General features: G+C 59.8%; 22 protein-coding genes and 1 pseudogene. 15 read left to right on the top strand and 8 right to left on the bottom strand.

Annotated elements, in window-relative coordinates:
- A partial coding sequence (locus BM026_RS28670) for a transposase (RefSeq protein ID WP_175507969.1) occupies nucleotides 1-295 on the bottom strand: 295 nt, incomplete at its 3' end.
- A gap of 205 nt (nucleotides 296-500) precedes the next feature.
- On the opposite strand from BM026_RS28670, the gene BM026_RS28665 reads away from it, so the two are divergent.
- Entirely contained in the window at nucleotides 501-800 is a 300-nt protein-coding gene (locus BM026_RS28665; protein ID WP_092249281.1) for a DUF3077 domain-containing protein, read from the top strand.
- 97 nt (nucleotides 801-897) lie between these two features.
- Here BM026_RS28665 and BM026_RS28660 read toward each other — a convergent pair whose 3' ends face one another.
- Nucleotides 898-1,269 (bottom strand): PH domain-containing protein, encoded by a 372-nt coding sequence (locus tag BM026_RS28660; RefSeq protein ID WP_032885644.1) that lies wholly within the window; start codon nucleotides 1,267-1,269, stop codon nucleotides 898-900.
- Between the two features lie 139 nt (nucleotides 1,270-1,408).
- On the opposite strand from BM026_RS28660, the gene BM026_RS28655 reads away from it, so the two are divergent.
- On the top strand, nucleotides 1,409-2,044 hold the full coding sequence (locus BM026_RS28655; RefSeq protein WP_092249278.1) for a LysE family translocator: 636 nt from the start codon (nucleotides 1,409-1,411) through the stop codon (nucleotides 2,042-2,044).
- A gap of 8 nt (nucleotides 2,045-2,052) precedes the next feature.
- Here BM026_RS28655 and BM026_RS28650 read toward each other — a convergent pair whose 3' ends face one another.
- Nucleotides 2,053-2,382 (bottom strand): hypothetical protein, encoded by a 330-nt coding sequence (locus tag BM026_RS28650; RefSeq protein ID WP_058423396.1) that lies wholly within the window; start codon nucleotides 2,380-2,382, stop codon nucleotides 2,053-2,055.
- Between the two features lie 218 nt (nucleotides 2,383-2,600).
- On the opposite strand from BM026_RS28650, the gene BM026_RS28645 reads away from it, so the two are divergent.
- The 12 genes and pseudogenes from BM026_RS28645 to BM026_RS29745 form a co-directional block, all read left to right on the top strand.
- The gene (locus BM026_RS28645) at nucleotides 2,601-3,497 is read left to right on the top strand and encodes a hypothetical protein (RefSeq protein WP_093530902.1); all 897 of its coding nucleotides are present in this window, start codon (nucleotides 2,601-2,603) and stop codon (nucleotides 3,495-3,497) included.
- A gap of 27 nt (nucleotides 3,498-3,524) precedes the next feature.
- Nucleotides 3,525-3,812, top strand: a complete 288-nt coding sequence (locus tag BM026_RS28640; protein WP_093530900.1) for a hypothetical protein — start codon at nucleotides 3,525-3,527, stop codon at nucleotides 3,810-3,812.
- Between the two features lie 176 nt (nucleotides 3,813-3,988).
- Nucleotides 3,989-5,200, top strand: a complete 1,212-nt coding sequence (locus BM026_RS28635) for a methyl-accepting chemotaxis protein (RefSeq protein WP_092249265.1) — start codon at nucleotides 3,989-3,991, stop codon at nucleotides 5,198-5,200.
- Nucleotides 5,201-5,209: 9 nt separating this feature from the next.
- Entirely contained in the window at nucleotides 5,210-5,578 is a 369-nt protein-coding gene (locus tag BM026_RS28630) for a response regulator (RefSeq protein ID WP_058423391.1), read from the top strand.
- 23 nt (nucleotides 5,579-5,601) lie between these two features.
- Entirely contained in the window at nucleotides 5,602-5,889 is a 288-nt protein-coding gene (locus tag BM026_RS28625; RefSeq protein ID WP_093530898.1) for an STAS domain-containing protein, read from the top strand.
- 40 nt (nucleotides 5,890-5,929) lie between these two features.
- Nucleotides 5,930-7,969, top strand: coding sequence for a chemotaxis protein CheA (locus BM026_RS28620; protein WP_093513872.1), 2,040 nt, complete (start codon nucleotides 5,930-5,932; stop codon nucleotides 7,967-7,969).
- Nucleotides 7,970-7,998: 29 nt separating this feature from the next.
- Entirely contained in the window at nucleotides 7,999-9,657 is a 1,659-nt protein-coding gene (locus BM026_RS28615) for a methyl-accepting chemotaxis protein (protein WP_093530896.1), read from the top strand.
- Nucleotides 9,658-9,696: 39 nt separating this feature from the next.
- Nucleotides 9,697-10,236: a chemotaxis protein CheW gene (locus BM026_RS28610; protein ID WP_093530894.1), complete on the top strand. Its 540-nt coding sequence runs from the start codon at nucleotides 9,697-9,699 to the stop codon at nucleotides 10,234-10,236.
- Between the two features lie 9 nt (nucleotides 10,237-10,245).
- Nucleotides 10,246-11,055 (top strand): CheR family methyltransferase, encoded by an 810-nt coding sequence (locus BM026_RS28605; protein WP_092249251.1) that lies wholly within the window; start codon nucleotides 10,246-10,248, stop codon nucleotides 11,053-11,055.
- Nucleotides 11,052-11,585 (top strand): chemoreceptor glutamine deamidase CheD, encoded by a 534-nt coding sequence (cheD, locus tag BM026_RS28600; protein WP_092249248.1) that lies wholly within the window; start codon nucleotides 11,052-11,054, stop codon nucleotides 11,583-11,585. The genes BM026_RS28605 and cheD overlap by 4 nt, the downstream gene beginning before the upstream one ends.
- Nucleotides 11,548-12,624: a protein-glutamate methylesterase/protein-glutamine glutaminase gene (locus BM026_RS28595; RefSeq protein WP_093128371.1), complete on the top strand. Its 1,077-nt coding sequence runs from the start codon at nucleotides 11,548-11,550 to the stop codon at nucleotides 12,622-12,624. Before cheD ends, BM026_RS28595 begins: the two co-directional genes overlap by 38 nt.
- A gap of 104 nt (nucleotides 12,625-12,728) precedes the next feature.
- Nucleotides 12,729-12,928, top strand: a pseudogene (locus BM026_RS29745) (type VI secretion protein); the annotation flags it as partial.
- Nucleotides 12,929-13,006: 78 nt separating this feature from the next.
- Here the strand turns inward: BM026_RS29745 and BM026_RS28590 are convergent.
- The 3 genes from BM026_RS28590 to BM026_RS28580 form a co-directional block, all read right to left on the bottom strand.
- Entirely contained in the window at nucleotides 13,007-13,408 is a 402-nt protein-coding gene (locus BM026_RS28590; protein ID WP_092249242.1) for a hypothetical protein, read from the bottom strand.
- A complete protein-coding gene (locus BM026_RS28585) occupies nucleotides 13,395-13,778 on the bottom strand; it encodes a hypothetical protein (RefSeq protein WP_256575570.1) in 384 nt (127 codons plus the stop codon). Before BM026_RS28585 ends, BM026_RS28590 begins: the two co-directional genes overlap by 14 nt.
- Nucleotides 13,779-13,923: 145 nt before the next feature.
- Complete coding sequence (locus BM026_RS28580) at nucleotides 13,924-16,236, bottom strand: TonB-dependent siderophore receptor (RefSeq protein WP_256575437.1); 2,313 nt, start codon at nucleotides 16,234-16,236, stop codon at nucleotides 13,924-13,926.
- A 120-nt stretch (nucleotides 16,237-16,356) separates the two neighbouring features.
- Here BM026_RS28580 and BM026_RS28575 point away from each other — a divergent pair, with 120 nt between their 5' ends.
- Complete coding sequence (locus BM026_RS28575; protein ID WP_092249236.1) at nucleotides 16,357-16,536, top strand: hypothetical protein; 180 nt, start codon at nucleotides 16,357-16,359, stop codon at nucleotides 16,534-16,536.
- A gap of 9 nt (nucleotides 16,537-16,545) precedes the next feature.
- On the opposite strand, the gene BM026_RS28570 is transcribed toward BM026_RS28575, so the two are convergent.
- Entirely contained in the window at nucleotides 16,546-17,397 is an 852-nt protein-coding gene (locus tag BM026_RS28570) for an AraC family transcriptional regulator (protein WP_092249233.1), read from the bottom strand.
- A 494-nt stretch (nucleotides 17,398-17,891) separates the two neighbouring features.
- On the bottom strand, nucleotides 17,892-18,089 hold a 198-nt coding region (locus BM026_RS28565; RefSeq protein WP_175507989.1), incomplete at its 5' end, for a transposase.

The raw sequence follows: 18,089 nt of genomic DNA, 5'->3' as shown, positions 1-18,089 counted from the left end.
GGTCTCTGGGGATATCCAGGCGAAGCGGCCCGTCGTCGGTCAGAACCGTCTTGCTGCTTTTGCCATTGCGCTGATTGGTCGACTCCTCAGGGCGCTCCGCGCCCTGAGGGTAACCAAGGTGGTGACCCAGCTCGGCGCCTAGCGCACGCTCGATCAGAGCCTTCTTGAACGCCATGGACGCGTCTTGAATGGCTTCGGCGCTCATCGGGCCTTTAACAAACTGCTCGATCAGCTCTTGGGGAATCGAGGGCAACTCCCTCGCTGTTGCATTGGCGGACTTCTTTTTGGTCGGCATACATGCACCTCTAGCTACATGTTATGCCCGAACACAAAATTTCTGACAGTCTCGTTTTCCAGCCTGCGCATAGCTGCCACCCATTCGCCTGGAAACGAACGTGGCGGCTCTTATCTACATTAGGAGTCAAGCCAATGAGCATTTCTGACAGGTCGCACCCTCGCAATACCCGCGTAAGTACCTCCAACCACCCCGGAGGTGCCCAATGATCAACCCACCCCTCAACAAAACCCTCGGCATCATCACCTTCTCCACCTGTGGCAAGCAGCCGAACCTCCACCGTCTATTCCGCGTCAATTCCGGCGTGCCCATCCGTGATGCCCTGGAGCATGCCTCCGAGTTGTTGCACTGTTCCAAGTTGCTGGCGTTGGATGCGGCCATGGATTCCAGTGCAGATCGCTATGCCTGGGCGGCGCATTATTTGGGGGAGATGGCGAAGGCGGTGGTGGATGATTTGGCGAATGGGATGTTGCCGAATGGAGTTGTGGAGGGGGGTGGTATGTAAGGCAGTGGCTTGATGGTGTGGGAGGGGGCCCTATCGGGGGCAAGCCCCCTCTCACATTTTGATCGAGGTACAGCCGTCTAAATGAATGGCCTGCCGATCAGGTCAGCAGGTGCTTGGAGATCAACCGCGAGATTTCGACGATGGAAGTCTTGCCGGTAAATTCGAATTTCACTTTGCCCAGCGACGAAAAGTAAATCTCCAGCTCCGAGTCCAGGTCAAACGTCCCGGATGTCTCCACCGAATACGCCACGATATTTTTATACGGCAGCGACGTGAAATCCTTCTTGCTGCCGGTAATGCCCTGCACGTTCACCGCGATGATGCGCTTGGTGGTGAACACCACGCCGTCGCGCATGGCTTTGTAGGCGTCGACCACTTCTTCGCCGTCCAGCAGCAGGGCGGCGACGCGTTCGGCGTATTCGTTGTTTTGCTTGAGCTTGAAGAAGCCTTTGTTGTTGAAGTCGATCATGTCCTGCCTCTTGGGTGTATGCCGTTTTACTCGCGGATCTGTATCTAACGCGCGCATTTTGAACGCCCTACCATGGCGGCCAAGCTGACAACCTTGGCCAAATGTTTCGCCGACAACCTTACACCCCAGGAGCCCAACAATGCCCGAACCGTCCAGTTGGCTGGCCTATGCGCTGATTTCTCTCGGCATGGTGCTCACGCCCGGTCCGAATATGATTTACCTCATCTCCCGTTCGATCTGCCAGGGCCGCACGGCCGGGTTGATTTCCCTCGGCGGTGTGGCGCTGGGGTTTCTGGTTTATATGGTGTGCGCGGCTTTGGGGATCACGGCCCTGGTCATGGCGGTGCCGTTTGCCTATGACGCGCTGCGTTTCGGCGGCGCGCTGTACCTGGCGTACATGGCCTGGCAGGCGATCCGACCGGGTGGGCGTTCGCCGTTCCAGGTGCGGGATCTGCCCAAGGACAGCCCGCGCAAGCTGTTCACCATGGGCCTGGTGACCAACCTGCTCAACCCCAAGGTGGCAGTGATGTATTTGTCGTTGCTGCCGCAGTTCATCGACCCGAACGGTCATGGCAGCGTGTTGACGCAATCCCTGGTGCTGGGCTTTACGCAGATTTTCATCAGCGTGAGCGTCAATGCGGTGATTGCCACCATGGCGGGGTCCATCGCGGTGTTTTTCGTTACCCGGCCGGGTTGGCAGGTGGTGCAGCGCTGGTTGATGGGCTCGGTATTGATGGGGCTGGCGGTGCGGATGGCGGTGGAGGGGCGGCGCTGAACGGTGCGTTACAGGATGGCTTTCAGGTAATCCTTGAGTGCGTTGAGCGGGGCATTGAGTTCATCCAGTGTCGACGCCTGGCGCACGCCCAGCGCCAAGCGCTGCAACTCGCGCCCCATCACTGTATCGGCCCCGCCCAGTGCTTCAAGCGCTTGATCAACACATTCCGCGACTTTGGATTGAATGGCCGCCAAGTCTCCCTGCCGCACCAGCAGCCCGAATACCTCCCGCTCATACCCATCCATCACCGGATCGTCCCGCAAGACCGGGCTGCCGCCATCCGTCTCGTGCACCAGCTTCAGTGCAAAAAGCGCAACAGCTTCCAGCGTCAACTCCATGGTCTTGGTTCCTAGGGCTTGGGGGAGGGCGATGATCACTGTTCCAGGCAGGAAAAAAAAGACCCCAATACCGCGAACTGCCAGGCTCACCCTCCTGTGAAGTCATCTTCCCAAGGAACGATATTAATTAGCCATGTTCCAACTCGCCGTGCCAAATGCACCCGGCCACCAGACTGACAGTGTGCAAGGCTTAACCCATTACAAGGACGCAAACACTTATGCAGTCATCCCCTACCCAAGCACCTTTGGCCACCGGCGAGCTGATCGCGAGTTTCCGCCACGGCAAAGGCTTCCTGATTTTCAGTTTGATATTCGGGGTTGTGTTACTGGCCCTCGCCGGTTTTGTGCTGTACCTGGGCACGATACTGCCACCGGGCAACGATGGCCCGGTCAACCTCCAGACATCACGTGGCATGGCCTTGAACTTTGCCAACCCACATACCCTGATCTACGCCACCAGCGCCTTGCTGGTCGTTCTTGCCGTGGGCGTGTTTGCAGCCTACGCCTGGCACAAAAAACTGCGCGCGCCACGCTACAACGTGTTTGAGTTCGGCATCGAACGCATCATCAACGAGCAACGCGAGTACACGGCGTTTGCCGATATCGAAGACCTGTACTTGTTCGGCTCCGGGCAAACCGTGATGACCGGCATGATCACCAACCTGGCCTATCGACGAAACGCGTCCGAGCCGTTTCATCGGGTGATTGAAAGCCTCAAAGGCTTTTACGAATTCCAGCAACTGGTGCGTGAATTGCACGTTCGCGCACGCATGCCGGCAGTGATCGCGACGCTGGAGATGGGCGGGGCTGTGACGTTCAACTGCATCAGCTCGGGGCAGGTCTGGGGCAAACGCGTGAGTGGCAACTTCCTGAAAATCACCACCTCGCCAATCGTCGTCAGCCGCGCATCCCTCGAGTACCAGGGCCACAAAGTGCCGATGTCGTCGCTGCGCAGCGTCGACCTCAACGCCTGGACCGAAAAAGTGGTGATCAAGGACGAGAGCGGCAAACCCGTGTTGTCGACCATCTCTACCGGCATTCTGAGTCACGACCTGTTCCTCAATACCCTCGATGCCGTGTTTGCGGCGCAACAACAAACACGCGAGCGGGCTTGAGCCAGCAGCGTCACAGCTGAGGATTAAATGATGATCTATCGCGGCGCAGGCTGGCTGACGTTGTTTACACCGGTGGCGATGGTGCTGCTATTGACGGGGCTGTGGCCCGACCCCAGCGTCAAACCCGGCAACACATCGCTGATGCAGGTGTTGCTCGGCTTCGGGGTGGGGTCAGCGATCAACACCCTGCTGGGCTTTGTACTGAACCGACAACCGCACGCCGATGGCGTGCGCCACCACTTCTTTTTCATGCCGATGCAATGGCCGGCGTTGGCGATCACGATGGTCTGCGCGCTGATTGCCTTGTTGAAATAACCCTACCGGCCGCCCGGCAAGGGCGGCCTCAAGGAATGCCTGCCTCAGGTCCACGGGTCATTAACATATCGGTCATAAACCAGACGGAAGGCACTCAACAGACCTAAAGTTGAGGCGCTAGGGGCGGATAAACACTATGTCGTTTATATCCGCAACACTGTTCAAGGACCGAACTCATGCCCCAGCGCCTATCCAGCCGCATGCCCCTTCCCGTTTATCCTCGTTTCCGTTGGTTCGCCTTGATCCCGGTCGTGCCGGCCGTTGTGTGGATACTCGTGCAATCAACCTCGCCGGCCAATCTGGTGGCCTGCGCGGTACTGGTGGTGGTCGGCCTCGGTGCCTGTGCCTGGAGCGCGGCTTCACAGCGCAACGCACTGCAGCGAGCGATTGCGCAGGCGCAGGCGGACCAGTCGAGTGCGCACGCACATGACGGCTTGGCCTCGCGTGCACAGCTCGATGAGGTATTGCTGGGTGCCATGCCCATCTGGGCCAAGCAGGTGGAGAGCTCGCGCCATCAGACCGAGGAAGCGATTGTGAGCCTGGTGAACCGTTTCACCGGGATCGCCACTCGCTTGGAGGAAACGGTACAAGCGTCGCAGCACGCGGCCGGCGAGCTGGACGGGCAGGCCGCTGACGGCGCGCTTGAGGTGCTGGCGCGCAGTGACAGCGAGTTGAGCCAGGTGATCAATTCGCTCAAGGCCACTCAAACCAGCCGTGACCAGACCCTGGCGCAGGTGCGCAGCCTGACCGCCTACACGGGCGAACTGCGTACCATGGCCGCTGATGTGGCAGCGATTGCCGCACAAACCAACCTGCTGGCCCTCAACGCGGCCATCGAAGCGGCGCGCGCCGGTGAGGCCGGTCGCGGCTTCGCGGTGGTGGCCGATGCGGTGCGCAGCCTGTCGAGCAAATCCAGTGAAACGGGCCAGCAGATGTCGGCCAAGGTCGACATCATCAACAACGCCATTACTCAATTGGTGCAGGCCGCGTCCAGCAGTGCCGACCAGGATAGCCATTCGGTGGCCGAGTCCGAAAACAGTATTCAAATGGTGCTCACACGCTTCCAGAACATCACTGGGCGCCTGGCCGAATCCGCCGATCTGCTCAAGCAGGAAAGCTACGGCATCCGCGATGAGATGACCGAGGTGTTGGTCAACCTGCAATTCCAGGACCGGGTCAGCCAGATCCTCAGTCACGTGCGCGACAACATGCACGCCCTGCATGACCATCTGCAACAGGCCAACCAGACCCCGGACCAGCCGCTGGCCATCGACGCCCGCCAATGGCTGGCGCGCATGGAAACCACCTATGCCACTGACGAGCAACGACGCCTCCATCGCGGCGAGGCGGCTGTGCAGTCGAATTCCCAAGACATCACTTTCTTTTAGGAGCACATCATGGCGAAGAATGTATTAGTGGTCGACGATTCCAGCAGCGTGCGCCAAGTGGTCGGCATCGCCTTGAAAAGCGCCGGTTACGACGTGATCGAGGCCAGCGACGGCAAGGACGCCCTGAACAAGCTGACCGGACAAAAAGTGCACCTGATCATCAGCGACGTGAACATGCCCAACATGGATGGCATCACCTTCGTCAAGGAGGTAAAGAAGCTGGCCAACTACAAGTTCACACCGATCATCATGCTGACCACCGAGTCTCAGGAATCGAAGAAGGCCGAAGGCCAGGCCGCGGGCGCCAAGGCGTGGGTGGTCAAGCCGTTCCAGCCGGCGCAAATGCTGGCGGCGGTCTCCAAATTGATCCTGCCCTGACACCCGGCGCCAGGGAGGCCACCATGCCGATCACTCACGAAACAATCGACGACACCGCCCATGTGGGCATCGACGGCGAACTCACGATCTACACCGTCGCTGAACTGGCGGGCGCGTTGTTGTCGCAGATGGGCGCGGCCCCGCGCCTGGAACTGGACCTGTCCCAGGTGACGGAAATGGACGGTGCCGGCCTGCAGTTGCTGGCCGTCATCCAGCGTGAAGCCGGCATTGCCGGTACCGACTTGAGTGTGACCGGCCAGAGCCAGGCAGTCATGCAGGCGCTCCAACTGTGTCGCAGCGCCGCGCTTTAAGCGGCACTGTCCCGTTCATTGATCGACAAGGAAAGTCCAGGTGAGCATCAATCTCGATCAGGCACTGCAGACCTTCATCGTCGAGGCGCGCGAGCTGCTGCAGGCCATGGAGCAATCCCTGCTGCAGTTGGAAAGCGACCCCGGCGACCAGGATGCCATCGGCGCAATTTTCCGCGCCGCGCACACTATCAAGGGGTCCGCCGGGCTGTTCGGCCTCGCGTCGATCGTGGGGTTCACGCATATCGTCGAAGACGTTCTCGACCGCCTGCGCGATGGCAGTGTGGCGGTGGACGCGGCGTTGATCGCGCTGCTGCTCAAGTGCGGCGACCACATGCTTGAACTGATCGACGTGGTCGCCAGTCGCGGTGAGACGCCGACCCCGGCCGCGCTGGAGCGCGGTGAGACCTTGCGCGAGGCGCTGAGCGACTACCAGCCGCTGCGCACCGCCACCGCCGACGTCGTACCCGCTGCGGTGCACGACGACACGGGGGCCGATGTGCTTTGGCATATTTCTCTGCGTTTCGGCGTGGACGTGTTCCGTAATGGCATGGACCCGCTGTCGTTCCTGCGCTACCTCGATACGCTGGGGCAAATGGTACAGGTCACCACCCTGACCGACAGCATCCCTGCCCTGGAGCACTGGGACCCGGAAAGCTGCTACCTGGGCTTCGAGATCGACCTGCGTTCGACGGCCAGCCATGCCACGCTCAACGAAGTGTTCGACTTCGTGCGCGACGACTGTGACGTGCAGATCCGCGCCGTTGACGAAACGCCCGAAAGCAGCGTCGCCATCGGCAGTGACCTGATCGCGCACGCCGAGCCAGGCCTGGCCCCCGCGTCGCCCCAGCGCCAGCCAGCGAACAGCGAGGCGAAAACCCGCGACGGCAGTTATGTTCGGGTCAACGCCGACAAGCTCGACGAGTTGATCAACCTGGTCGGCGAATTGGTGATCGCCAGCGCCGGCGCAAGCCTGTTGGCGCGTTCCTGTAACAACGACCCGCTGCAGGAGGCCACCTCGACGGTGTCGGGGCTGGTGGAAGAGATCCTCGATGGTGCCCTGCACCTGCGCATGATCCCCATCGGCGACACGTTCAACCGCTTCCGCCGCGTGGTGCGCGATGTCAGCCAGGAACTGGGCAAGGACATCGAGCTGATCATCAGCGGCGCGGAGACCGAGCTGGACAAGACCGTGGTCGAGAAGATCGGCGACCCGCTGATGCACCTCCTGCGCAACGCCATGGACCACGGTATCGAAAGTGCCGATGCGCGACGTGCGGCGGGCAAGTCGAGCAAGGGCCATCTGAGCCTGAATGCCTACCACGACTCTGGAAGCATCGTCATCGAAATCGCCGACGACGGCGCCGGGCTCAACCGCGACCGCATTCTGGAAAAAGCCCAGGAGCGCGGGCTGGTGGCCAGCGGCGCGGTGCTCACCGACCAGGAGGTCTACAACCTGATCTTCGAAGCGGGCTTCTCTACCGCCGAGGCCGTCACCAACCTCTCCGGGCGGGGCGTCGGCATGGACGTGGTCAAGCGCAATATCACGCTGTTGCGCGGCACCGTGGACCTCGACAGCCGCCCAGGCCAGGGCACGGTGGTACGCATTCGCTTGCCGCTGACCCTGGCGATCATCAATGGCTTCCTGGTCGGCATCGACCAATCCACCTACGTGATTCCGCTGGACATGGTCCAGGAATGCGTCGAGCTGGATGACCGCCAGCGCCAGTCCAGCCGCGATCAGGGCTATCTGGACCTGCGTGGCGAGGTGCTGCCCCTGGTGGACCTGCGCGACCACTTCAGCCACGAAGGCCCGGCCGCGCGCCGTCAGAACGTGGTGGTGGTGCGCTATGCCGAGCACAAGGCCGGGCTGGTGGTCGATGACCTGCACGGCGAGTTCCAGACCGTGATCAAGCCCCTGGGCAAGCTGTTCGGCGCACTGCGCGGTATCAGTGGCTCGACCATTCTGGGCAGCGGCGCGGTGGCCTTGATCCTGGATGTACCGGCGCTACTCAATCAAATCGTACAACTGGAAGCCCGCACGGCCCAGGCGCCTCAGTCGCCACCGCTCGTCGCTCGCTGACGTCTTTGCAATTCCATGGAGGTTCCCCGATGAAATGGTTCTACGATCTTAAAATTTCCACCAAGCTGATCAGCTCGTTCCTGGTGGTCCTGGCCCTCACCGGGGCCATGGGCGCCTTCGCTATCCTTCAGCTCGGTGCCGTCAACCAGGCCGCCCAGGACATCAAGGGCAACTGGATGCCCTCCATGCGTGCCGCCGCAGGCATGCGTTTTTTTGCCGCCAACTATCGCTTGAAAGAAAACCGCCACATCGGTACCGAGATTCCCGAAGAAAAGGCCCAGGCCGAACGCGAAGCCACCGAGGCGCGCCAGCAGTTCGAAACCCGCATGCAGACCTACGAGCAATTGCTGTCGAACGATGAAGATCGTCAACTCCTGCTTAGCGTGAAAAGCGCATGGGACGCCTACATTGCGAGCAGCAAGCAGGTCCTGGAGTTTTCCCGTCAGAACCAGGAAGCCCAGGCGCGCAGTTTGCTCCGGGGTGAATCCAAAGGGCATTTCGATGAGGTGACCAACCGCCTGCAGAAAATGGTCGAGCTCAATGACGCCGGCGCCACTGCCGCGGGTGACAAGGGCTCGGCGCTGTATGAAAGCTCACGCGTGTCGATCATCGCGGTACTGGCCGCATCCCTGCTGATCGGTCTGGGCCTGGCGATATTCATCGCGCGGATCATTTCCCGGCCGTTGCGCCAGGCGGCGAGCGCCGCCGAGCAATTGGCCGAAGGCAACCTTAATGCGCACATCGAGCCAGGTGGCAAAGATGAAACCGGCATGGTGCTCAACGCCATGCGCAACATGGTCGGCAAGCTGGCCCATATCATCGGCGAAGTGCGTAACGCCTCCGATAACCTCGCCAGCGCCTCCGAACAAGTCAGCGCCACCGCGCAATCGATGAGCCAGGCCACCAGTGAACAGGCCGCCAGTGTCGAGGAAACCAGTGCGTCGGTCGAACAGATGAGCGCCAGCATCAACCAGAACACCGAAAACGCCAAGGTCACGGATGGCATGGCCAGCAAAGCGGCCAAGGAAGCCACCGAGGGCGGCGAATCGGTACAGCAGACGGTGGTGGCGATGAAGAAAATCGCCCAGCGCATCAGCATCATCGATGATATCGCTTACCAGACCAATCTGCTCGCGCTCAATGCCGCCATCGAGGCCGCTCGTGCCGGCGAGCACGGCAAGGGTTTCGCCGTGGTGGCCGCCGAAGTGCGCAAGCTGGCCGAACGCAGCCAGGTCGCCGCCCAGGAAATCGGCGAACTGTCTTCCAGCAGCGTGGAGATGGCCGAGAAAGCCGGCAAGTTGCTCGACGAAATGGTGCCTTCCATCAACAAGACGTCCGACCTGGTGCAGGAAATCAGCGCGGCGTCCGAAGAACAGGCCGCCGGTGTCGCGCAGATCAACACGGCGATGACCCAGCTCAACCAAGTGACCCAGCAAAACGCCTCAAGCAGTGAGGAACTGGCGGCCACGGCCGAAGAAATGAGCAGCCAGGCCGAGCAACTGCAACAGGCCATGAGTTTCTTCGTGCTGGATTCAGCGTCCAAGGCTGCGGTGCAAAGCACCGGCGTGGACAGCTCCGGCAGCACGCCCAACCGTCAACCGCCGCGCACTAAACCAACTCCGCCGCGCAAGGCGTTCGCCTACACCATGGCCAGTGCCCCGGACGAATCGGATTTCACCCGCTTCTGATCGCACGATCGATGCGGGCCTACAAGGGAGAGTAGTGACATGGGCGCAGTAATGACGACTCGGCAGACCGCGGTGGCGGTCGATGAGGATGCGCAGTACCTGACCTTCATGCTGGGCGGCGAAATGTTCGCCATCGGCATCCTGGGGATCAAGGAAATTATCGAATACGGCAGCCTGACCGTGGTGCCGATGATGCCCGCTTTCGTGCGCGGGGTGATCAACCTGCGCGGCGCAGTGGTGCCGGTGGTGGACTTGTCGGCGCGCTTTGGGCGGGCCAACTCGGCGATCACCCGGCGTTCCTGCGTGATCATCATCGAGGCGAGTACCGAGGACGGTCAGCCACAGGACATCGGGCTGCTGGTCGATACGGTATCTGCCGTGCAGGAGATCCCGGCTGCGCAGATCGAACCGCCACCGAGTTTCGGTGCGCGCATTCGCGCCGATTTCATCAGTGGCATGGCCAAGGTCGAGGGCAAATTCGTGATCGTGCTGGAAGTGGACAAGGTGCTGTCCATCGACGAGATGTCCAGCCTGGCCGAGGCCGGCCAGGCGCCGGCCCCTGACCTCGACCTGCGTTGAGGCTCGATCATGTCAGACACCGTCTCCATCGACGATCATGAATTCGGTCAGTTCCAGACCTGGCTGTACCGGGCGGCCGGCATCAACCTGTCGCCCGCCAAGAAAGCCCTGGTGGCCGGGCGCCTGTTCAAGCGCCTCAAGCACTATGAGCTGCAGAGCTATGGTGAGTATTTCAAGCTGATCATGAATGACCAGCGCAAGGGCGAACTGCAGGTTGCGCTGGATTTGCTGACCACCAACGAAACCTATTTTTTTCGCGAGCCCAAGCACTTCGACTTCCTGCGTCAGCACGTGCTGCCCCAGGCCGCGCCGGGCCGGATGTTTCGCGTGTGGAGCGCGGCCAGTTCCACCGGCGAAGAGCCCTACAGCCTGGCGATGACCCTGGCCGAAAGCCTCGGCACCACGCCCTGGGAAGTGATCGGCTCGGACATCAGCTCCCAGGTACTGGCCAAGGCGCGCACGGGGCATTACTCAATGGAACGCATCGAGACATTGCCCCAGCCGCTGCTGGTCAAGTACTGCCTCAAGGGCATGGGGCGTCAGGAGGGCACCGTCCTGATCGACAAGACCTTGCGCAATCGCGTCAATTTTATCCAGGTCAACCTTAACGAAGCGCTGCCGGCACTGGGGGAGTTCGAGGTGATTTTCCTGCGCAACGTGATGATTTATTTCGATCAGCAGACCAAGAGCCAGGTGGTCGCGCGTCTGTTGCCGCTGCTTAAACGCGGTGGTTATTTGATCATCAGTCACTCCGAAAGCCTCCACGGCGTCAATGACACCTTGAAGCTGGTGGCGCCGTCGATTTACCGCAAGCCATGAAAAAGCCTGTGGGTACGACCGAAGTGGTATTGGCGCCTGGCCAAGTCAGTTTTGCAACGCGGCCGACGCGCCTGCGGACCTTGCTCGGCTCCTGTGTGGCGATCACCTTTTGGCATCCGCAGCGGCTGATCGGCGGCATGTGTCACTTCATGCTGCCGGGGCGCCTGCGCAACCATCAGCCCCTCGATGGCCGGTATGCCGACGAAGCCCTGGAACTGCTGCTGCGTCACGCGCAAATCAATGGCACGCATGTACGGGATTACCAGGTCAAGCTGTTCGGCGGCGGCGAGATGTTTCCTGATCTGCAACGTCGTCTGCCGACGCAGGACGTCGCCAGCCTGAATATTCGCGCGGCGCTGGCCCTGGCCGAGCGTCATCACCTGCACCTGACCGCCCAGGACATGGGCAGTACCGGTTACCGCACGATCATGTTCGACCTGTGGAACGGCAACGTCTGGGTTCGGCACCAACCAATGGGAATACTTCAAGAAGATGCCTACCAAAAAAATCAGTGTGCTGCTGGTCGATGATTCGGCCGTGGTGCGCCAGGTACTGCTGGCGATTCTCAGCGATACGCCGGATATCCACGTCATGGGGGCGGCTTCCGACCCGATTTTCGCCATGGACAAACTGGCGCGGGAATGGCCGGACGTGATCGTGCTGGACGTCGAAATGCCGCGCATGGACGGCATCACGTTTCTCAAGAAAATCATGAGCGAGCGGCCAACGCCGGTGGTGATCTGCTCCTCGCTGACCCAGAAAGGCGCGGAAACCTCCCTGCAGGCGCTGTCGGCGGGCGCTGTGGAAATCATCACCAAGCCCTCAACCGGCCTGAAGAGTTTCCTGATTGAATCGGCGGCCGAGTTAGTGGCCGCGATCCGAGCCGCCGCAAACTCCAACGTCAGGAACCTGGGAAAACGCAGCGTCAGCCCGCCCTTGGTTCCAGCCAGCAAGCTCAGTGCCGATGCGATCCTGCCCGCCGCCAATGGCCATGCCATGGCCCAGACCACCGAGCGCATCGTCGCCATCGGCACCTCCACCGGCGGCACCCAAGCGCTGGAGGCCGTGCTGACGGCACTGCCGCGCGTGTGCCCGGGTATGGTGATCGTGCAGCACATGCCCGAGAAGTTCACCGCTTCGTTCGCCGAGCGCCTCAACAGCGTGTGCGAAATCGAAGTGCGCGAAGCGCGCAACAACGACCGTATCCTGCCTGGCCTGGCCCTGATCGCACCCGGCGGCAAGCACCTGATGGTCAACCGCAGCGGCGCCTATTACCACGCTCAGGTGATCGATGGACCGCTGGTCAACCGCCATCGACCCTCCGTGGATGTGCTATTTCGCTCGGTGGCCCGCTACGCCGGCAGGAATGCCACCGGCATCATCATGACCGGCATGGGCGACGACGGCGCACGCGGGCTCAAGGAAATGCTCGAGGCCGGGGCCGCGACCGTCGCCCAGGATGAAGCCAGTTGCGTGGTGTTCGGCATGCCCAAGGAAGCCATCAAACTCAACGCCGCTCAGCGCATCATGGCGCTGGAGGATATTTATCGGGCGATCTTGCATAAGTGAGGGGGGAGGGTGATGTAGCGGGTGTGTAGGTCGGTGGTTTGAGGATGTTCACTGCACCGAACACGGCTCTTAGAAATAGAGAAATTCGAGAGCTGAGAGGGGGCGGGCAGCGGGTGATCCTCACTTGGAGTTGTCCGGGAACTCTGCGCAATGGGGAGCTGGCAGGGATATTGCCACCGAAACCGGCTTGGAGCACCGCCCGAAGTCGGATGGGGGGGGGCGTGGCCGGCTTCTACTGGCGTCGCTTCATGCTCTGCCAGTAGGCGTGGGATTCTCGCTGGTGTTGTGGAAGCCTGAGATCAAGTAAGGGTTAGAGCAGCAGCTCGCCGCGACAATGCGCCGCGGCAGAGTTTAATTGGAGACCAGATGCCGGCATGGGCCATCAGTGAGATGGCTTTCCATCCTTTGCGAGCAGTTCCTTTGCCATCTCCATTGCTTGCTCGCGTGAAGAAGCTAGAAGCAAAGGGTAGCCCCAGAACTTGGCAAAAACGATTGCGAATGCCCTGAAACCAAGACGTTTTGCCGAGTTGGGTTCGATCATGATCATAGCCAGAACTAACCTACGCAATTCAAGCTTGTGCTTTTTCATCCAGAGCGCGGTGCGTTTCTTTTCTTCCGGTGAGTGCTCATGGTCTTCGGCAGGTACGGTATCGGTCAAGATTACGAAGGACTCCCCGCGCTGCAGATTGGCCTCGAATTCGGCGAAATCCTTTTGGTGATCGTGTCCGGGCTCTTGCGTAAGGCTCATCCAGACAAAAGGGAAGTCAGAACTATTCACCGACATGGACGTTTCCTATGTTTTTAATGCAGCGCCAGGTGGCCGCAATGGCGAACACGCCTGGCAACGTAATGAAAAACACGGCCGAAAAAGCAACGTGCCAACCGTCGCGCAATCCGTCGGAAATTCCTCCGAGGGTATTCAGGGCGAGAAGTAGGCTGCCGAGAACCAAAGCTGCCCACTGAGCCTTACGGGTTCCTATCAGTGCGAGAAGCACCGTTACGATCCAAGAACCATAGAATGCTGAAAACATCCACAGTACATTGGGCTCAAACGTAATCGCAGGTGTCGCTCCGTGCGCTCTCACAAAATCGTTTACGTAGAAAAATAACTGAAAGGTGACAAAAAGTACGGCCCCACAGCTGTCGTCAGCCAAAACACGGCCACTTTGTTTGCGTTGTTCCTGGCCGTGTCTTGGGCGGGGTCTAGGGTAGGCTTACTGGGCATAAGAGCTTTCTCGATAATCAATGGATGTTGTATGTCTGCGATGTACAACGGTTGAAATGTTCGATTAGGGGAAATCAATACCTGTAGTCCAGCGTCACCATTAAGTTGCGTGGTGCGCCATAACCTACAGTGTCAAAATCTCCTTTCTCCAACGCGTACTTCTTGTCGAGCACGTTGTTGACGTTGACTGCCGCGGTGATCTGCTTCGTGATGGAGTAGCGCCCCAACAGGGATACCAGCGCATAAGAACCTTGTTCACCACCCAACGAACTGGTGCCTGTGTTGGGTGCCTGGTAGAAGCGGCTTTGCCATTTGACGCCTCCGCCCAGCGTCAATTTGTTCCACTCTCCCGGCAACTGGTAGGTGCTGAAAAGCTGGGCAGTGGTGCGCGGTATTTGCGAATTCAAGCGGACGCCATCGCCATCTTGTGCCGTGAAATGGGCGATGCCTGAATAGATGTTCCAGCCACGCGCCAGCTCGCCCTGCAAGTCCAGCTCGATCCCGCGCGACTTCGTCCCATCCGAACCCATATAGGCTTGGGCACCACTTGGCGTATAGGTTCCTGCGACCATCTGTGCAGCGTTGTCCAGCTCGGTATGGAACAAGGCCACCGACGCATTCAGACGCCCATCCAGGTAAGCGCCTTTAAGCCCGACTTCCTTGGTTTTTCCCTTTGTCGGCGTGAGCACGTTGCCCTTGCTGTCGCGATAGTCGGTTTGCGGATTGAATATGCCCGTGTAGCTCACGTAGGCCGAATAGGTCTTATCGATGTCGTAGATCAAACCAGCGTACGGGGTGAATTCACTGCTCTTCTTGTAGTGCAACGACGAGCCGCCGACGGCGTCGTCGATTTCGTAGTTGCTGAAGCGGCCGCCGACAATGAGTTTCAGAGGCTCGGCCAGCGAGAACCGGGCTGCGCTATAGACACCGCTCTGTTTGATCAGGGTGCGAGTCGGTATCGAAGCCATGGCATCGAAGTTGGGGCGGGGAAAGGCCGGGCTCAGTTGATAGACATTGACCGGCGTGAAGGCTGCATAGAACGGAGCGATAGCGTCCTGACTGGCGGTGCGGCGCGAACTCGTCGCCCCCACCACCAAATCATGCTGGCGGCCAAGCAGTTCGAAGGGGCCGCTCGCCATCACATCGAAGGTGTTTTGACGGCTGCGACCTTCGGAAGCCAGTGCCACCGGAAGAGCCCCGTTGGGAAAGGAGCCCAGTCCCGTGGCGCGATCGGGGCGGCCGACCAGGCCGAGCAGTTCGGCATCGAATTCCGTGCGGTATTGATTAGCGACAGCCCGGAGATTCCAGCCGTTGTCAAAGCGGTGCTCGATCTCGGCAAACGCCGTCTTGAGCGTGTTGTCCCAATGGCTCCATTTCTGCGCATAGTTCTTGGAGCGTGAATACTCCGCCTGCGTGCCGTCGCTGAACCATAGCGGCATGCCTCCCCAGGTGGAGCCCTTCGGCGTGCTGTCCTGGTAGTCATAGCCCAGGCTCACCGTCGTGTCTGATGTCAGATCTGCCTCAATGATGCCGTAGAACGCCTTTCTCTGGGGCTTGTACCCATCAATGTACGAGTTTCCTTCCTGGGACGTCCCGACCATGCGGGCGCGGATACGGCCATCCTCGGTCAACGGAGTCGATACGTCGGCCATTTCCCGGTGGGTGTCCCAGCTCCCCGCACCGAGCGAGGCGGACGCCGAGAATTCGCGGGTCGGCCGTTTGCGCACCAGGTTGATGGCGGCCGAGGGATTGCCGGTGCCGGTCAGCAAGCCGGAGGCGCCGCGCACGACCTCGACACGATCGTAGAACGCGGTATCGAGGGAGCCGATGCCGCTCCCGTTGACAATGTCGCCGACGACAGTGGGTATGCCGTCGTACTGAACGTTGTTGATCAAGAAACCACGCGAATAGAAACTCGTCCGTTCGCTGTCTGATTGGTACGACGAGACGCCCGTGGTGTTATCCAGCACGCCCTGCACCGAGTTCAATTGCTGGTCGTCCATGCGTTGGCGGGTGATCACCGTCACCGACTGCGGTGTTTCCCGCAGCGACAGCGGCAGGTGCGTCGCCACCGACGTCTGGCCCGTAGTGTAGGAACCAGTACCTTCGGTGGTCGCCGTATCCACAGGGCCCGTTACGGTGATGGCCGGCAAGGCTATCTCCTCTTGAGGCTTTCCACCGGTCTTGGTCTGAATCTGCCCTGGCTCGGCCGCGAATGCGCCCTGCGCACTAATGAGAACTGCCGCCGCAACTGCCGAGCCCAGCACGGTGCGGGGCGCGCTCCTGATTTCGCTCTTGTACGGCCGATCCAAATGAGGATAGCCAGTGGGCTGTGCGCGCTTATCAATTGGCCAACGGAACTTCCCAACAGTTACGATGATGAACATCAACAATACTCATTTGTATTTGGATGTTGCATTTAACAATAGAGACCGCTGGGAGTGATGGCGAAACTAGGCCAGATTGTTATTCAGTTAGGCCAATTGTGATGTCATGCAGGTGCCCGGATGGTTTTCGTCGAAGACCTGGCGTTGCACGAACATTTGCAGCTGCTGGTATTCGAGAAAGGCTTTGCTCTCGACGAGGAACCAGCCTTCACCAACATCACAACGTTGCGAAATGTCAGCAACTTCGCAAGGAAGGACTACAGGCGACGGTGGGCGGCCGCTGGTCCCGAACCAAGATAATCGGATGCATCAGGGGGATATTTCATTGGGGAGGATGATACCGGGCACGGAAGCGAGCTCTGCGCCGCTGATGCGATCCGATAGGTATCGTGCCGGAGGTTTGCCCATGGCCTTGCGGAACATAGTTATGAAACCGCTGGCGTTTTCGTACCCCAGCTCTAATGCTACCGTTTGCACGCTTTCGCCCTTCGTCAAACGTTGAAGTGCAAGGATCACATGCAGCTGCCGACGCCAGCCCCCAAAGCTCATTCCAATTTCATGCAGCAAAAGACGGCTCATGCTTCGCTCGCTCATGCCAATTCGAGTAGCCCAATCGGCCTTCGAGGTCTTGTCCGTGGGGTCGGCCAGCATCATTTCCACGAGGCGGCGCAATCGGGGATCACGCGGCATGGGCAGATGCAAGTCTTCCACCGGTGCCGCCACCAACTCATCGAGCAACGCGGCAATCAAACGGTCTTCTCGTCCACCCTGCGCGTATAACTCAGGAAACCCAGCCACCGTCAGTAGCAACTCGCGTAGTAATGGCGACACCGAAATCGTGCAACAGTTTTTCGGAAGGTCCGGTGCTGCGTCTGGCTCAACGAACAGGCAATAGCATTCCGTTTCACCCGCCCCCCGCGCCGCGTGTGGCAAATCTCCCGGTATCCATACGGCGCACTGCGGCGGCACGATCCAGACACCGTCTTCAATTTCGCAGTTGAGAATACCGCGTAGGGAGTAGATCAGCTGCGCTTTGCGGTGCTGATGCCTCGCGTTTTCCCAGTCCTTTGTCACCGATGTGGCACCTAACGCCACAACGGGGCGCGAGACGCTGTCGACGTCCCAAGGCACCGTTAGATCGGAGATTGCGATGCTAGACATGTTGTCTCGTAGAGCCTCGGATGGAAGATGAGGCTTTGGCCTAATCGGAAAATACTATGACCAACTTGCTCAATAACGTCTAGCCATTCCTTACGCCCGAGGCCTGGCTACCCCAGGAGGGGAGAGGCCAATTTTCTTGGCGACGGACAACCCGTTCCAAGGTCCTCGCGCGCTGGATCTTGTTCCACCAATGTTTGGGTCAAATAGCGGGCTCCAGCGGCAAATTCAACCTGAGCACCATCGAATGACTCAAGTAGTACGTTCACGAGGCCTGGATCAGGCCCAGCGACAGGAACGATCTATTGAAAGTACTTGGACATTGACTGCTTCTGGCCGATTCTGTTGAAAAAGTCGGATTTGCAGATCGGCTGAACTCACGCACGATCTCCACCGGAGAACCTACTCACCACATCGAGTGGTTTTCTGGCCCTTTGTTGAGCTTTGCAGCTCGGTTATTGGGTTGGTTTGAGGGTTTTTGCTTTGTGCAGACGCACCTATCCCGTAACCGGTGGCCCTTGAGAGGTAAATTTGGCCAGACGTCGTAGGTTCTGCACCGCGGCCGCCAGCGTGAACTCATCGGTCGCGCCACTCATGCCACGTAGTCGCAAGCGATCCAGTTTCAGGATGCGCTTGAGGTGGGCAAACAACATTTCGACCTTCTTACGTTCGTGGCGAGAGCGCACGTACGCAGG

Source organism: Pseudomonas sp. NFPP24 (assembly GCF_900112095.1).
Lineage (GTDB): Bacteria > Pseudomonadota > Gammaproteobacteria > Pseudomonadales > Pseudomonadaceae > Aquipseudomonas > Aquipseudomonas extremorientalis.
This window is presented reverse-complemented; position numbering and strand designations above follow the sequence as displayed.

Coding starts and splice junctions, on each gene's coding strand:
- BM026_RS28625 (WP_093530898.1), top strand. CDS start 5,602: ATGCCGATCACTCACGAAACAATCGACGACACCGCCCATGTGGGCATC.
- BM026_RS28665 (WP_092249281.1), top strand. CDS start 501: ATGATCAACCCACCCCTCAACAAAACCCTCGGCATCATCACCTTCTCC.
- BM026_RS28575 (WP_092249236.1), top strand. CDS start 16,357: ATGGTTTTCGTCGAAGACCTGGCGTTGCACGAACATTTGCAGCTGCTG.
- BM026_RS28580 (WP_256575437.1), bottom strand. CDS start 16,236: ATGTTCATCATCGTAACTGTTGGGAAGTTCCGTTGGCCAATTGATAAG.
- BM026_RS28610 (WP_093530894.1), top strand. CDS start 9,697: ATGGGCGCAGTAATGACGACTCGGCAGACCGCGGTGGCGGTCGATGAG.
- BM026_RS28595 (WP_093128371.1), top strand. CDS start 11,548: ATGCCTACCAAAAAAATCAGTGTGCTGCTGGTCGATGATTCGGCCGTG.
- BM026_RS28645 (WP_093530902.1), top strand. CDS start 2,601: ATGCAGTCATCCCCTACCCAAGCACCTTTGGCCACCGGCGAGCTGATC.
- BM026_RS28655 (WP_092249278.1), top strand. CDS start 1,409: ATGCCCGAACCGTCCAGTTGGCTGGCCTATGCGCTGATTTCTCTCGGC.
- BM026_RS28650 (WP_058423396.1), bottom strand. CDS start 2,382: ATGGAGTTGACGCTGGAAGCTGTTGCGCTTTTTGCACTGAAGCTGGTG.
- cheD (WP_092249248.1), top strand. CDS start 11,052: ATGAAAAAGCCTGTGGGTACGACCGAAGTGGTATTGGCGCCTGGCCAA.
- BM026_RS28570 (WP_092249233.1), bottom strand. CDS start 17,397: ATGTCTAGCATCGCAATCTCCGATCTAACGGTGCCTTGGGACGTCGAC.
- BM026_RS28640 (WP_093530900.1), top strand. CDS start 3,525: ATGATGATCTATCGCGGCGCAGGCTGGCTGACGTTGTTTACACCGGTG.
- BM026_RS28660 (WP_032885644.1), bottom strand. CDS start 1,269: ATGATCGACTTCAACAACAAAGGCTTCTTCAAGCTCAAGCAAAACAAC.
- BM026_RS28630 (WP_058423391.1), top strand. CDS start 5,210: ATGGCGAAGAATGTATTAGTGGTCGACGATTCCAGCAGCGTGCGCCAA.
- BM026_RS28615 (WP_093530896.1), top strand. CDS start 7,999: ATGAAATGGTTCTACGATCTTAAAATTTCCACCAAGCTGATCAGCTCG.
- BM026_RS28590 (WP_092249242.1), bottom strand. CDS start 13,408: ATGTCGGTGAATAGTTCTGACTTCCCTTTTGTCTGGATGAGCCTTACG.
- BM026_RS28605 (WP_092249251.1), top strand. CDS start 10,246: ATGTCAGACACCGTCTCCATCGACGATCATGAATTCGGTCAGTTCCAG.
- BM026_RS28635 (WP_092249265.1), top strand. CDS start 3,989: ATGCCCCAGCGCCTATCCAGCCGCATGCCCCTTCCCGTTTATCCTCGT.